This is a genomic window from Streptomyces sp. NPDC056883, from assembly GCF_042788835.1.
GTDB classification, from domain to species: Bacteria; Actinomycetota; Actinomycetes; order Streptomycetales; family Streptomycetaceae; genus Streptomyces; species Streptomyces stoeckheimensis.
Window position 1 is genome coordinate 437514 of record NZ_JBHUBS010000001.1, and the last position, 14098, is coordinate 451611.

Consider the following 14098-nt stretch of genomic DNA (forward strand, 5'->3'; position numbering starts at 1 on the left):
TCCCGCTTCCGATCCCCATTCCGCTTCCGATTCCGCATGCGATTCAGGGCTCGCAGCCACCGCCCCCATCGCCCGGTAGAAGCCGGCGGCGTGCGGATCGGCGTCGATCAGGAGCCGGCGGAAGCCGAGTCCGGCCGCGCGCCGCAGCACGTCCCGGTACAGCAGGCGCCCCACACCCCCGCCGATGGCGGCCGGTTCGACGAAGAGCAGACCCAGCCGCCCGATCGGCGGCTCCCCTTCCAGGGAGGCGAGCCCGAGCACGACCGCCGGGCCGTCGCCGGACCGGGAGCCGGCCGCCCCGGCCGGGCCCTCGGCGACCACGATCCGCCGCCGCACCTCGTCCCCGGCCCCGATCCGCAACTCCGGGGCGCACGCGGCGAGGAACTGCGCCCCGTACCCCCAGTGGGCCTTGGACCGCATGACCAGCCTCGTCAGCTCCCCGGCCTCCCCGGCCCGCGCGGCCCTGAGCTCCGCCATTTCCTGACCTCCCCATGGTCGGGTGCCATGCCGTGCGATAGATTCGGCCACCGCGACGACAGGCACGCGACGTACTTCCTACCCCACCTACCCCACCCCGGAGACGGCTTCCCAATGAGCGACATCATCAACGGACTTGGCCGCACCACCGCATTCGGCGGCGTCGGCCTGGTGCTGCTCATCCTCGGCATCGTCCTGGTGGACGTGCTGACCCCCGGCAAGCTGCCGAAGCAGATCTGGGAAGAGCGCAACCGCAACGCCTCCGTGCTGCTGTCCTCGGCGCTGCTCGGCATCGGCGGCATCGTCTTCACCTCGATCTGGACCACGTACGACAACTTCGGCAAGGGCCTGCTCTCCACGGCCGCGTTCGGCCTCCTCGGCCTGGTCCTGATGGCCGTGGCCTTCCTGGTGCTGGACCTGGTGACCCCGGGCAAGCTCGGCGCCATCGTGGTCGACCCCGAGCCGCACCCCGCGGTGTGGGTGACGGCCTCCTGCAACCTCGCGGTCGCCGCGATCGTCGCCGCATCCATCGCCTGAGGCTTGCCGACGCCCACACACACCGAGATCGCACGAGAGCGCCGCTCCCTTCGGGGAGCGGCGCTCTCGTTTCGTACGGGTGCTCCGGCCGCGCCCCTACGCCAACCCCAGCGCGAACACCGCGAACCCGGCCGCCAGCAGGCCCGCCACGGTCCGGCGCACCGCCGTGGCCCGAGGCAGCCCCGCCGCAGGCCGCTCGAACCGGCGCGCGTACCGGGCGATGCCCACCAGCAGCGCCGCGAACACCGGCATCCACGCCAGCCGCGCCACGATCCACCCGACACTGTCCGGCGCCGTCGTCAGCCCGGCCAGCCCGCCCGCGAAGGACCCCGGCACCGCGGCCGCCAGCATCGCCGTCTGGTGCCAGCACAGGATCGTCATGGCGCACAGGTTGATCACGACCACCGGCGCCCACAGCATCGGCCGGGCCAGCAGCCGCGCCAGCCGATCCCGCACCAGGATCGCGGCCCCCGACTGGGCCGCGGCCAGGGCCAGTACCAGCAGCGACGGCGGATGGGAGTTGGTCCGGGCCTCGCCCGGGACGCCGACCATCGAGGCCGGGTAGTGGAAGACCACCAGCAGGGCCGCGAACAGGACGCTCCCGCCCGCCAGCAGCAGCCGTCCCCCGCGCCGCCCGATCCGGCCCTCGCCCCAGTCCACGCCGAGCTGGTACGCGAACAGCCAGCCCGGCAGGATGTTCACCAGTGCCACCCACCCGGGCACCGAGTCCGCGAAGGGCCCGTAGCGCAGGAAGTCCACCACTGCGACCGAGGCGAGCAGCGGGGCCGCCGCCCAGCCGCCGAACCGGTGCGCGGCGCGCACGCAGTACGGGGTCAGCGCGGTGACCACCACGTACACCCCGACGAACCACAGCGGCTGGATCACCAGCTTCGCCCCGGTCCGCAGGGTGGCCTCGGGCACCCCGGCCGCGTACAGCACCGGCGCGGCCAGCGCCCACACCGCCGTGACCCCGAGCACCGGCCGCCCCAGCCGGGCGATCCGGCCTTTCAGCCAGGCCCCGGCCGATCCGGTGTGCCGGCGGAAGGAGAGCGCCGAGGCGTAGCCGCCGACCAGGAAGAAGATGCCGAGCATCTGCAGCACCCAACTGGCCGGGGCCAGGCCGCCGAAGGCGGAGAGGGGGCTCGCGTTGTGCAGGGCCCCGTCGGAGTCGAGGGTGAACCCGCCGAGCAGCCAGTGCCCGGTCGGCACGGCCAGCAGGGCCAGTGCCCGCAGTCCGTCGATCGCCCGGTCCCGGTGGGCGGGGGTCTTCGCGTCGATCCGGCCGGCGGCCGCCCGTACCTGGGTGAGGACGCCCGGCGTGCTCATCGGCCCGCTCCCGTAGCGATCGCGGCGAAGGCCTTCAGGGACCGGGTGCCGGGGGTGAAGTAGCCGGTGTGGCCGGCCACGTCGGCGGCGTCGATCCGGCGGGCGCCGAAGGCCGCCGAGGTGGGATCGGCTCCGTGGCCGAGCCCGGCGAACTCCACGTTGGGCACGTCGGAGATCCAGTCGGAGGGACCGCGTGCCGCCCAGACCCGGGCCTCGGTGCGCAGTCCGGCGACGCTGTCGGCCCGCATGCCGGGGGAGCCGAAGGCGACGATGTCGGTGACGTCCGTGTGCCGGGCCGCCAGCCCGCAGACCACCGAGCCGTAGCTGTGGCAGAACAGCACCGGGTCGGGCGCGCCGACCGCTGCGAGCCCCTCGGTGAACCGGGCGAGCCGGACCGCGCCCGCCTCCGCCAGCCGCCCGCGGGCGGTGTCCAGCCCCCGCCCCCCCAAACCCACGGGCGTGGTGTAGCCGGTCCACGCGATGACGGCGGCCGTCTCCCCGGTCGCGGACCGCAGGGAGCGGGCCATGCCCGCCGGGCCGGTGTACGCGGCCCGCGGGCGGTCGTAGGTGGTGGCGTCGTTGTCCGAGCCCGGCACGATCACCGATACGTGCGCGGACCGCTCCAGGTCCCCGAAGACCTCGGCGACGGTGCCCCGTCCGCGCGGGTCGAAGGCCAGGATCTGCCGGTCGGGCGCGGCCAGGGAGGCGAAGCGCGGCTCGCCGGTCGCCCGTACGGCCAGCCGGTTGGCCTCGTACCGCAGGGGGAGCGGAGCCCCGTCCAGATTCCCCACCACGAGCGGGTGGGCCCGTACGAGGTCCCGTGCCCGGGTCGCGTCCAGCCCGGCGAAGAACCGCGCGACCTCGGCCGGCGTCGCCCGCGCCGGATCCGGCAGCGGCCGCCCGGACACCGTGTCGGCCTGCCAGGCGGCGGTGCCCGGCAGCGGGCCGGTGACCGCCGTCTGGGCGTCCGCGGAGGCCCATCCCGCGGTGCCGGCGACGACCGCCGCCGCCAGTGCGGCCGTGACCAGTGTCCTTGCGAAGCGGCGCATGCCCCTTCTCCTCTCCTCGTGACGAGGAGGAAGGTAAGAAGGAGGTGCCGCAACGGGCGTCGCACCGTGGAGCCAAGTCGGATGTCATACCCCGGTAGGGGGTGGAGGAGACCGGCCGGTGGAGGACGTCGGTGGAGGAGGCCGGTGGAGGAGGCAGGTGGGAGGCGGATCAGCCGCCGTCGCCCGGCCGCACCAGCCCCGCCTCGTAGGCGAAGATCACGGCCTGCGCCCGGTCCCGCAGGTCCAGCTTGCCCAGCACCCGCCCGATGTGCGTCTTGACCGTCTGTTCGGCCAGCACCAGATGGCCGGCGATCTCCTGGTTCGACAGGCCGCGCGCGATCAGTTCCAGCACCTCGGTCTCCCGCGGGGTCAGCCCGTTCAGCCGCAGTGCGGGATTGCGGCGCGGCGCGGGCCGCCGCTCGACGAAGTCCGCGATCAGGCGCCGGGTCACCGACGGAGCCAGCAGCGCCTCGCCCGAGGCGACCACCCGCACCGCGGCGATCAGATCGGCCGGCGGGGCGTCCTTCAGCAGGAAGCCGGAGGCCCCCGCGCGCAGGGCCTCGTACACGTAGTCGTCGATGTCGAAGGTGGTCAGCATCAGCACCTTCGGCCGGTGCACCACCCCCGGCGGGGGATCGAGGAGCTCGCGGGCGGCGCTGAGCCCGTCCATCTCCGGCATCCGGACGTCCATCAGCACCACGTCGGGGTGGACGGTGCGGGAGACCTGGATCCCCTGGCGTCCGTCGGGCGCCTCGCCCACCACGTCGATGTCGGCCTGCGCCGACAACAGCGCGGCGAAACCCGCCCGCACCATGGCCTGGTCGTCGACGATGATCACGCGGATGGTCAACTTGGTTCCTCGGGTGCGGTGTTGATGGGCATGCGGGCGGCGACCCGGAAGCCGCCGTCGGGCAGCGGACCGGTGTCCAGCGTCCCGCCCGTCAACCGTACGCGCTCCCGCATCCCCACCAGCCCGTGCCCGGTGCCCGAGGTCTCCAGCGCCACCACCGCGTCCCGTGCCGGGCCGTTGACCACCAGTACGAGGAGCTCCTCCTCGTCGAAGGTCACCGAGATGTGCGTCGGAGCCCCCGGCGCGTGCCGCACCACGTTGGCCAGCGCCTCCTGGACGATCCGGTACGCCGACAGGTCCACGGCCGGCGGCGCCGCCCCGGCCGCGCCCTTGGCCAGCGCCAACTCCACCGGCTGCCCGGCCCGTACGGTCGCCTCCACCAGCTGCTGCAACCGGCCGAGCCCCGGCTGCGGGGTCCGGTCGGCGCCGTTCGCCTCGTCGCCGCGCAGCACCGTCAGCAGCCGCCGCATCTCGCCCAGCGATTCGCGCGCGCTCGACGCGATGGCGGCGAACTCCTCGCGCACCGGCTCCGCCATGCCGGGGAGGCGGTACGGCGCCGAATCCGCCTGCACCGTGATCACCGACATGTGGTGGGCCACCACGTCGTGCAACTCCCGCGCGATGCGGGCCCGTTCTTCGAGCAAGGTGCGGCGGGCGCGCTCCGCCTCGCTGATGCTCTCCTGCTCGGCGACCTTCTGGCGTGCGTCGCCGAGCCCGCGCAGTGCTCCCGTCAGCGCGAGCATCACCCCGGCCAGGACGAACAGCAGGGCGACCGTGTTGGTCACCCCGTCCGGTTTGAAGGCGTTCAGCAGAGCCCCGGTCACCCCGGTCACCAGCCACACCCCGACCAGGGTCCGGATGGACTCGCGCAGCCCCAGGCAGGCCATCAGCACCAGGTAGCCGATGATCACCATCGGGGTCCAGGGCCAGGCGTGCCCGGCCACCCCGTCGGCCTGGGTCAGTACGACGGCCCCCACCGTGTCGGCCGCCAGCACCAGGCCCCACGCGGTGCGCGGCCGGGTCACGGCGAGCAGCAGGGGCAGGGTCTGGGCCACGCCCAGCGCCCCGGCCCAGCCGCCGCCCGCCTTGTAGTCGTTGGTCAGCACCGCGATCGTCACCGGCAGCAGCGCCATCACGCACACGGCGGTCACCGCGTACGGCAGCATCCGCTGCCAGGCCTCGGGCGCCTGCGCGAGCAGGGGCTCGGCCGCCCGGGCGGGCGTGCGCAACGCCACCGCGAATTGCCCTGGCCGGGCGGGGGACGGGGAGGCGCCCGGGCCGACCGGCCCGGACCCGGATCCCGGCTGGGGCCCGGACGCGGATTCCGGCTGGGACCCATGCGGTGAACCGGACGGGGACGACGGGGACCCGGGCCGGGCTCGGAAGACGGATCGGAATCGGGATCGGGCTCGCTTGCTCATGATCGGCCCAGCGTATGCGCCCGCGGCCCGCCCGAGCCGCGGTCGAGGCTCACCGCCCGCCCGGGTCTCCCCGCCCTGCCCCGGCGGGGGTCCGGCACCGGGCCCGGGGCCGTCACCGCCACGGGGCCCGACACCGGGCTCGCGCCGGGCACGTGGTCCGGGCCGGGCACGTGGTCGGGCACCGGGTCCGTTACCGCCGTAGGGTCCGGTACCGGGCTGGGGGCCGGCACTGGGTTCCGCACCAGCACAGTGGCTGGGTCCGGCACCGGGCTGGGGCCCGGCACCGGGCGGGGCTCCGGCACTGACACCGGATCTGGCAGCGGGTCCGGCACCGGGGCTGGGTCCGGCACCGGGACCTGGTCCGGCGCCGAGCCCGGGGCCGTCGTAGGAGCGGCGGGGGAGGGGAGGCCCGCGCGGCGGGCCAGGGCCTCGCGCAGGCGGGTGAGGCGGTCGATCTCCGCGTCCAGTACGGAGAGCCGGTGTCCGACGACCCCGCCGCCGGAGCCGCAGCTCGGCGGCGGGTCCGCCGCGAGCAGGTGGAGCCGGTCGGCCACGCCGCGCAGGTCCTCGACGGTGAACCCGTGGGCCAGCAGATCGCGGATGATCCGGATCCTGGCCACGTCCCCGGGCCCGTACTCCCGCTGGCCGGAGGGGCTGCGGCCCTGCGGGGCGAGCAGTCCGCGCTGCTCGTAGAACCGCAGCGCCCTGGGCGTGGTCCCCGCTGCTGCCGCCGCGTCACCGATCCGCATCCCGTGCTACCCCCGTGTCCCCGCACCACCGAGCCGCCCGCTCGCGGTCCGGACTACTACGGCAACTCCACCACCACGGCGCCGAAGTGCCGACCTTCCGTCAACTCACGCAACGCCTGCGGGGCCCGATCGATGCCCGGGAGCCGGACGTGCGGGAAGCGGATCTCCCCGGAGCGCAGCCAGGCCCCGAAGCGCGCGGTCCACTCCTCCTCCACGCCCGGATGCTCCGTACCGAGGTACCCGCGCACCGAGACGCCCCGGACGACCAGCCGGAACGAGTCGACCTCCACAGGCCCCACCGGCGCGCCGCCCCCGGCCGGCCCCGGCGCCAGCTGGCCCGCGAGCGCGCCGACCAGAGCGAAGCGGGCGCCGTGCCGGGCGGCGCCGAGGGCCGCGGACAGCTGTTCGCCGCCCACCGTGTCCACCAGTACGTCGATCCCCTCGGGCGCCGCCCCGGCGAGCTGCTCCGCGAAGGGCCGCCCGGTGCCCCGGAGCAGGACCGCGTCGTAGCCCAGCTCCGCCACCAGCCGCTCGGCCTTCTCCGGAGAGCCGGTGGTGCCGATGACCCGGCCCGCGCCCAGCAGCCGAGCCGTCTGACCGGCGAGGGTCCCGACCGCGCCGGCCGCCCCGGTGACCAGCACGGTGTCCCCGGGCCGCACCCCGGCCAGCCGGGTCAGCGCGCCGTACGGGGCCGAGCCCTGGGCGAGGTACGCCACAGGGTCGGGCAGGGTGTCGTCCAGCGGGGTGCAGTCGGCGGCGTCCACGAGGGCGTACTCCCGCCATCCGTGCAGGTGCGTGACGAGCGTGCCCGGCCGCAGCGGGCTGCCGGCCGGGGCGGCCACCACCTCGCCGACGGCCGGACCGAACAGCGTGTCACCGGCGTGCAGCGGGGGCAGCGGCAGCCCCTCGACCGGACCGCCGATCAGGGTGACCAGGCCCGGGAACACCAGGAAGTGGCGGTTGCGGACGAGCACCCGGCCCGGACCGGGCTCCGGCACCGGTACCTCGACGGCGGCGAAGTCCGCCCGCTCGGGCAGCCCTTCGGGGCGGGCGGCGAGCCGGATCTCGCGTGCGGTACGGGGCAGGTCCGTGGCCATCGGGGCTCCTCGGCAGGGCGCGGCCGGCGACGGCCCGGACGGCCGCCACCGGGCCGGGGCGGGTGGGTGCGCCGACGCTAAACCCTGACCCGCACGTCAGGGTCAAGCCCGCCCCGGCCGCCGCAACTGTTCGGCATAGACTGCGCCCTGCACGGATATCGGTGAACGGCGGGGAGCGGGTAGGCATGGGCGGGGCTGCCGCGCTGGAGAAACTGATACCGGTCGCACTGGCCTTCGGCGTCGGCGTGCTCCTCGCGCGCCGCAAGGTGGTCCCCGCCGAGGCCTCCAAGGCCTTCGCCGACTACGCCTTCCTCTTCGCGGTCCCCTGCTACCTGTTCGGCAACATCTACGCCGCGGACCTCTCCGCCCTCTTCGACTGGCGGGCCATCGGCGGGTACGCGGCGGCCGCCGCCCTCGCGGTCGCGGCCGTCGCGGCCGCCTCCGCGGCGGCCGGACTGCGCGACCCGCGGGCCGTGGCGCTGCGCGTGATGGCCGGGGTCCAGGTCAACACCGCCTACTTCGCCGTCCCCGTCTTCATCACCTTCTTCGGGACGGCGGCGCCGATCTTCCCGGTGCTGCTCTTCCAGGTCTGCGTGCTGTCGCTCGTCGTCATCGCCATCATGGAACTGGGACGGGCCGGCCCCGGCTCGGGCGGCCCCGCCCGGCGCCTGTCCCGCGCCGTCAGCGCCTCGCTCGTCACCCCGCTGGTCCTCGCCTGCAACGCCGGGATCCTGCTCAACCTGCTCTCCGTGCACGTCCCGGAGGTGATCCTCGACGGGGCCGCCTTCGTCGGGGACAGCGCATCCCCGGTGGCCCTCTTCGCCCTCGGACTGCACCTCGGCGGCATCGGCCTCGACGTCCGGGGCACCACCCGCGAGGAGTTGGCGCTCATCGGCTTCAAGTGCGTGGCCTTCCCGCTGCTGGCGTGGGCGGTGTGCGGGGGGCTGTTCGGGGTCCGGGGCGAGTGGCTCACGTACCTCGTGCTGATCGCCGCGATGCCGACGCCCCAGAACCTGTTCATCTTCGCCCAGCGCTACGACGTGGGCGTGAACCTCTCCGCCGCCGTCGTGATCAAGAGTTCCCTGGTCTCCCTCCTGCTGCTGCCGCTCTGGCTGCAGGCGGTGTCCATGTGACTGCGCTGTCCCCGCTGTTCCAGCTGTCCGCCCCCTCTCCGTGACCGCGGTGGCCTCCGTTCCCCGGGCGGACTCCGCTCGTTGAGCGGGTATGGAGCTCCCGTCGATCGCGGCGCCCGGCGTCGGTGAACAGGCCGACGCCGTGGCCGATGCCGCCTGCCACCTCTACGACACCCTCGCGCCGTGGGGCGCCGCCGCCCCCGGAGGGTGGAGCCGGGGCGCCGCCGAGGACGCCGCCGAGGCCATCGAGACGGCCGCGCACGCCCTCGCGTACGCCCATCCGCGGGCCGAGGTCATCCTCGGACCCGTGCACACCGCCCTCGCGGACCTGCGCCGGCAGCTCGGCCTCGCGCCCGCCGAAGCGCTGACCGCGGAGGGGCTGCCGGCGACCCCGCGCACGGTGGGGAACCCGCGCCGCACCCGCTGGGTGCGGGTGCTCACGCCACCCGCGCCCCGGCAAGAGCCTTCTCGTACAACTTCCTGACGTCGGCGCCGAAGTAGGAGCTGTAGGAGGTGTCGGGGGTGTCCCCGCCCGTCTTCCAGCCGCCGATCACCCCGACCACGTCGCCGGTCTCGGTCCGCTCGTCGAAGCCGGTCAGGAACGGTCCGCCGCTGGTGCCGCCCGGATAGCCGGTGCAGTCGATCCGCAGGAACGATCCGGGGATCCCCGGATCGGTGCTGGTGAACTTCGTCGTCCGGTTCACGCACAGCCGGGGCCGGGCGGCGGAGGCCGGATAGCCGATCAGCGAGACCTGCTTGTGCGCGTACGGGGCGCCGGTGACCAGCCGGTTCCCGCCCACCACGTCCTCCACGGGGTAGCCGTCGGCGTCCGGGCCGACCTGGGCGAAGGCCACGTCGAGGGCGGCGCCCTTGTCGGCGCCGAGCTCCCGGTAGCGCGGGTCGATCCACACCTTGGAGCGGCCGGCCGCATCGCGCAGGACCGGGAACATCCCGTACGGCTGGGGGTTCTGGGCCGTGTACTGCGGTACGAAGGCCACCTGGCGGGCGTCCGTCCCCAGCAGGCAGTGCGCCGCGCTGAGCACCAGATCGCGGCCGGGGGAGGCGACCACGCTCGCGGTGCAGAAGTACGCGCCGCCGCCCTTCATGACGAACATCCGGCCGACCACCGGGATGCCGTCGAAGTCGCGGCCGGTCCCGTCCACCGCCGCGGGGGCGCCGCCGCGGCTGATCGGCACCGCGGACGCCATCCGGTCGGCAGTCCAGAACGACTCCGCCTCCCGGGCCGACCACCGGTCGGTCGCCGGGGCCTTGGCCGGGGCGGTGCCGGCCTCGGCCTCGGGCTGGGGCCCGCCGGGCAGCAGCAGGGCGGCCGTGGCCGCCGCCACCGTCAACGTACGTCGCATGTCCGTCTCCTTCTTCGGGGATGGGCAGGGAGGGCGAGGGGCTGGGTGCTAGGGGGAAGGGGCTGGGGGCTATACGGCTTGGGGGAAGCGGAACAGCCGGTCCGGGTCGTAGCGGCGCCGGACTTCTTCGAGGCGGGCCAGGTTCGGCCCGTAGTAGGCCTCGCGCCAGCCGGTCAGTTTCGGGTCGGCGTAGTTCTGGTACGCGGCTCCGCTCGCCCAGGGCCGCAGGTCCTGCCAGAGCCCGTCCAGCCAGCCCTGGTGCCGGCCGACGTCGGCGGCCGGAGCCGCGCCGGGCCAGTAGACGAGGTACTGGGCGAGGAACCCGGCCGAGCGGTGCCCGAAGGCGGTGGCCCGCGCCGGGATCCGGTTCAGGGCCCCGCCGCAGACCCCGTCGAACTGCACCACGCCGAACCCGCCGCGCGGCACGCTCCCGGCGTAGCGCCGCAGGGCGGCCAGTGCCGCGGCGGCGGCCGCTTCGGTGAGCCCGCCCGGGGCCCAGAAATCCGACCGGGCGGCGTAGGAGTCGCGGCCGAGCCGCCCCTGGGGATCGTGCCCCGGCAGGCTGCCCGGGAGGCGGCATGCGGCGGGGCTCCGGTCGAGGCAGCCCGCCATGGCCCGCACGGTGTCCCCGTAGCCGCGTACGACGGTCCAGCTCTCCCGGGGCGGCTCGCCCACCAGGTCGGACAGCCGGGTCAGCTGCCGCTCCAGTTCCGCGCGACCGCCGTCCAGGCAGAGCACCCGCACGGCCGGGGCGCCGACCGGGCCGCCGTCGACGGTGAACTCCACCTGGCTCCAGAACGGATCGGGCAGCGCCTCCAGCCAGCGCTGCCAGCCGCGCAGGACGGCGGGGGAGTCGCCGGTGGACCAGCGCAGTTCCGCGAAGGCGCAGTCGGAGACCGGGTGGGTGCGCAAGCGGAACCCGGTGACCACCCCGAAGTTGCCGCCCCCGCCGCCGCGCAGGGCCCAGAACAGGTCGGGCTCCCGGTCGGCGGCGACCTCGCGGACCGTCCCGTCGGGGGTCACCAGGGTCACCCCCGTGAGCCGGTCGGAGGTGGCGCCCCAGGTGCGGGAGGACAGGCCCAGCCCGCCGCCGAGGGTGAGACCGGCGATGCCGACGGAGGGACACAGTCCCGTCGGGACGGCCAGGCCCCGCGCGGCGAGGACGGCGTTCACCTCCCCGAGCCGGGCGCCCGCGCCGATCCGGACCCCCGTTCCGGACTCCGCGGCCACCTCCGCCATGGCGCCCGTGTCGATGACGAGTCCGGCCTCGCGCGTGGACCAGCCCGCGTAGCCGTGGCCGCCGCCGCGCGGCACCACGGGGACGGCCGAGCGGCGGGCGAAGTCCAGACAGGCGGCCACGTCCCCGGGGTGCGCGGGGTAGGCCACCGCGCCGGGCCGGACCGTGTCGTAGCGGGGCTGGAACAGCTGCCGGGCCTCGTCGTAGTCCCGGTCGGCCGCCGTCACCACCCGGCCGTCGAGGCTCCGGGCCAGCGCCCCGTAGTCCGGGTCCGCGCGGCGGGCCGTCGCGCGGGCCGTCGCGCCGATCGAGGCGAGGACGCCCGTGGCGGCTCCCGCGAGGACCTGGCGGCGGTGGAGGGTCATCCCTCCTTCCTGCCACCGCCTTGCCCGTTCGGAGCGAAGGCGGGCCCACGGGGGCCTGCTTGCCCCCCGAACGGCCCATGCCCGACGGCCGGGTCAGCTCGCCCGGCGGGCCAGCAGGAAGCCCTGCGGGGACTTCTCCGCGGCGTCCGGTTCCCGGACCAGGCGGGCCGTCTCGGTCAGGCCCGCTCCGGCCAGCAGCTCGCTGATCAGCTCGGGCGGGGTCCAGTACACGTCGAGGTCGACCGGATGCCCGTACGCGTGTTCCAGCCGGAGTTGCCGGTCGCCGGCCTTGAACGCGATGAGCAGGTACCCGCCCGGAGCCAGCACCCGGGCGAACTCGGCGAACAGCGCGGGAAGCCCGGAGGGTGGGGTGTGCACGGTGGAGTACCAGGCCAGCACCCCGCCGAGGACCCCGTCGGCGATGTCCAGCGCGGCCATCGAGCCGACCTCGAACCGCAGCCCCGGATACGTCCGGCGGGCCACCGCCACCATCGCGGGGGACAGGTCGACTCCGAAGGCCCGTACCCCCAGGCCGTCCAGGTGCGCCGTCACCCGGCCCGGGCCGCAGCCCAGGTCGGCGACCGCCCGGCCGCCGCCGGGCCCGTCCCCGCGCACGTACTCCGCGAAGGCCGCCAGCATGGCCCGGTCCAGCGGTTTGCCGTCCAGCTCTCCGGTCAGCAGCGCGGCGTAGTCGGCGGCGACGGCGTCGTAGGACGACCGGACGGAGTTCAGGTGCGAAGTCGATGCCATGCCCCCGGACAGTAGCCCGCTCGCGCCCCGAACTCAGCCCCCGGTCAGCGGATTGTCCAGCTCGGCCCACTGATCGCCCGGCACCCCCGGGCTCAGCCGCATCAGCGTCAGCGCCTTGGTCGGCAGCGGCCCGGTCAGCAGCGCCCGGGTGTCCCCGGTGGACGGCAGCCCGGGCGCGGCCGCCGCCAGGTCCGCCGCGAGCGCGGCGGCCGAACCGGCCGTGGAGCCGAGCGCCCCCGCCACCAGCGAACCGAAGAGCTTGCGGCGCAGCAGGGCCACGTCGTCGGTGATCAGCCGCCCCGACAGCGCCGGCGCCGCCAGCCCGTGCCGGGCGAGGCGGGCCGGGCTGATCCGGATGTCGGCGAGGTCGCGGTACACGAGCCGCTGCGGGGTGCCGTCGGCGGACAGGACGACCAGCAGGTTCTGGCCGTGGGCCTCCAGGGCCACCCCGAGATCCAGGACGCGCAGGCACACCGACAGCGCGAGGCGGGCGAAACCGGCCCGCCAGGCGTCGGAGCGCGCGTACGGGGTCAGCGCCAGGGCGGCCACGGGCAGGACGCGCTCTCCCGCGCCCCGGTCCGCGTACGCCTCGGGCGCCTCGCGGAGCACGGCGGCCAGGTCCGGGGTGCCGGCGGTGACGGCGCCCAGGGTGCGGGTGATGTGCAGGCGGCCGTCGAGCCGCTCCGACAGGCTCTGGGCGAAGGCGGAGACCGCTGCGGCCGTCTCGATGGAGTAGACGGAGATGTCCCGCACGGAGGAGGTGAGGCGGGTGCTGAGGGCGGTCTTGACGTGCGGGCCGCCGTCCGCCGGAGAGAGGGTGCGCAGGGCCATCAACGGGTGCGCGGCGGGCCCGGGCCGCACCTCGTGCCCGTCCTCCTGCTTGACCACGTGCTCGGCCTGCCAGGGATGGACCGGTACGAGGATCCGCCCGGCCTCCCGCCACCGGTCCGGCCACTCCCCGGTCACCCGGCACTCCGAGGCCCGTACGGCGGCCAGCCCGAGGGTGACCACGGGCCGGTGCTCGGGTGCGTACGCGAGCTGCTCGGCCACCGTGAAACCGGGCCGGGAGCGGCAGTTGGGGTGGTACGGATGGCCGTCCACCACCCGCTGTTCCCACTCCCAGGCGGCGAGGTCCCCGGCGTCCGGACCGGCCGGCTGACCGGCGCGGGACAGGGCGAGGGAGGCCGTGCTCTCGTCGAGCTCGGCGGCGAACTCCTCCCCGTACGGCAGCCCGAGCGCCGCCACCAGGAGGGAAGCCCGCCGGTAGGGACGGCCGTCGAGCAGCAGCTCGGTCACGGGGGGCGCGCTCGCGCGGACCGCGGAGAAGGTCGTCGCGTACGGGTCGGGGAGGGGGCCCTCCAGCCGGGAGCCCGAGGCGAGCCGGAGCGCGAGCACGCCGGAACCCCGCTCCCGACGGGTGATCCACGGCAGTGGCTCGAAGGCGAACGCCCGCCACAGCCGGGTGAGCACGGCGGCGCGCGCGCCGGGGAGGGCGGCGGCGTACGCGAGGCCGTCGGGGTGCGCGCCGACCGGGCCGGCCGATCCGACCGGGCCGGCCGATCCGACCGGGCCGGCCGATCCGACCGGGCCGGCCGATCCGACCGGGCCGACCGATCCGGCGGGGTCGATTTCGGACAGCCCGGCCAGTTCGGCGGCTACGGCCACTTCGGCTGCGGTGGCGGGGAGGTGCATGCTGGGATCCAGGGCCCCGGTCCTCTCGGATGACGTGATGATCACTTCATC

13 protein-coding genes and 1 pseudogene are annotated in these 14098 nt (G+C 75.4%); 3 read left to right on the plus strand and 11 right to left on the minus strand.

Annotated features, from left to right (window positions below; all coding sequences use genetic code 11):
- Positions 1-51: 51 nt before the first annotated feature.
- Positions 52-477 (minus strand): annotated as a pseudogene (locus ACFRU2_RS02100) (GNAT family N-acetyltransferase); the annotation flags it as partial.
- A 114-nt stretch (positions 478-591) separates the two neighbouring features.
- Here ACFRU2_RS02100 and ACFRU2_RS02105 point away from each other — a divergent pair.
- The gene (locus ACFRU2_RS02105) at positions 592-1014 is read left to right on the plus strand and encodes a DUF350 domain-containing protein (protein ID WP_382966658.1); all 423 of its coding nucleotides are present in this window, start codon (positions 592-594) and stop codon (positions 1012-1014) included.
- Positions 1015-1110: 96 nt separating this feature from the next.
- On the opposite strand, the gene ACFRU2_RS02110 is transcribed toward ACFRU2_RS02105, so the two are convergent.
- The 6 genes from ACFRU2_RS02110 to ACFRU2_RS02135 form a co-directional block, all read right to left on the minus strand.
- Positions 1111-2340, minus strand: a complete 1230-nt coding sequence (locus ACFRU2_RS02110) for an acyltransferase (RefSeq protein ID WP_382966659.1) — start codon at positions 2338-2340, stop codon at positions 1111-1113.
- On the minus strand, positions 2337-3389 hold the full coding sequence (locus tag ACFRU2_RS02115) for an alpha/beta hydrolase (protein ID WP_382966660.1): 1053 nt from the start codon (positions 3387-3389) through the stop codon (positions 2337-2339). Before ACFRU2_RS02115 ends, ACFRU2_RS02110 begins: the two co-directional genes overlap by 4 nt.
- A gap of 169 nt (positions 3390-3558) precedes the next feature.
- On the minus strand, positions 3559-4239 hold the full coding sequence (locus ACFRU2_RS02120) for a response regulator transcription factor (protein WP_250741626.1): 681 nt from the start codon (positions 4237-4239) through the stop codon (positions 3559-3561).
- Positions 4236-5660 (minus strand): sensor histidine kinase, encoded by a 1425-nt coding sequence (locus ACFRU2_RS02125; RefSeq protein WP_382966661.1) that lies wholly within the window; start codon positions 5658-5660, stop codon positions 4236-4238. The genes ACFRU2_RS02120 and ACFRU2_RS02125 overlap by 4 nt, the downstream gene beginning before the upstream one ends.
- Complete coding sequence (locus tag ACFRU2_RS02130) at positions 5657-6409, minus strand: MerR family transcriptional regulator (protein WP_382966662.1); 753 nt, start codon at positions 6407-6409, stop codon at positions 5657-5659. The genes ACFRU2_RS02125 and ACFRU2_RS02130 overlap by 4 nt, the downstream gene beginning before the upstream one ends.
- Positions 6410-6465: 56 nt before the next feature.
- Entirely contained in the window at positions 6466-7506 is a 1041-nt protein-coding gene (locus tag ACFRU2_RS02135; protein ID WP_382966663.1) for an MDR family NADP-dependent oxidoreductase, read from the minus strand.
- A gap of 185 nt (positions 7507-7691) precedes the next feature.
- Here ACFRU2_RS02135 and ACFRU2_RS02140 point away from each other — a divergent pair, with 185 nt between their 5' ends.
- The gene (locus ACFRU2_RS02140) at positions 7692-8639 is read left to right on the plus strand and encodes an AEC family transporter (RefSeq protein ID WP_382966664.1); all 948 of its coding nucleotides are present in this window, start codon (positions 7692-7694) and stop codon (positions 8637-8639) included.
- 91 nt (positions 8640-8730) lie between these two features.
- Positions 8731-9123, plus strand: a complete 393-nt coding sequence (locus tag ACFRU2_RS02145; RefSeq protein WP_250741622.1) for a hypothetical protein — start codon at positions 8731-8733, stop codon at positions 9121-9123.
- Here ACFRU2_RS02145 and ACFRU2_RS02150 read toward each other — a convergent pair.
- The 4 genes from ACFRU2_RS02150 to ACFRU2_RS02165 form a co-directional block, all read right to left on the minus strand.
- Entirely contained in the window at positions 9077-10003 is a 927-nt protein-coding gene (locus ACFRU2_RS02150; protein ID WP_382966665.1) for a serine protease, read from the minus strand. The genes ACFRU2_RS02145 and ACFRU2_RS02150 overlap by 47 nt on opposite strands.
- A gap of 69 nt (positions 10004-10072) precedes the next feature.
- Entirely contained in the window at positions 10073-11605 is a 1533-nt protein-coding gene (locus ACFRU2_RS02155) for an FAD-binding oxidoreductase (RefSeq protein WP_382966666.1), read from the minus strand.
- 93 nt (positions 11606-11698) lie between these two features.
- Positions 11699-12355, minus strand: coding sequence for a class I SAM-dependent methyltransferase (locus ACFRU2_RS02160; RefSeq protein WP_382966667.1), 657 nt, complete (start codon positions 12353-12355; stop codon positions 11699-11701).
- A gap of 33 nt (positions 12356-12388) precedes the next feature.
- Positions 12389-14047, minus strand: a complete 1659-nt coding sequence (locus ACFRU2_RS02165) for an IucA/IucC family protein (RefSeq protein WP_382966668.1) — start codon at positions 14045-14047, stop codon at positions 12389-12391.
- Positions 14048-14098 lie beyond the last annotated feature (51 nt).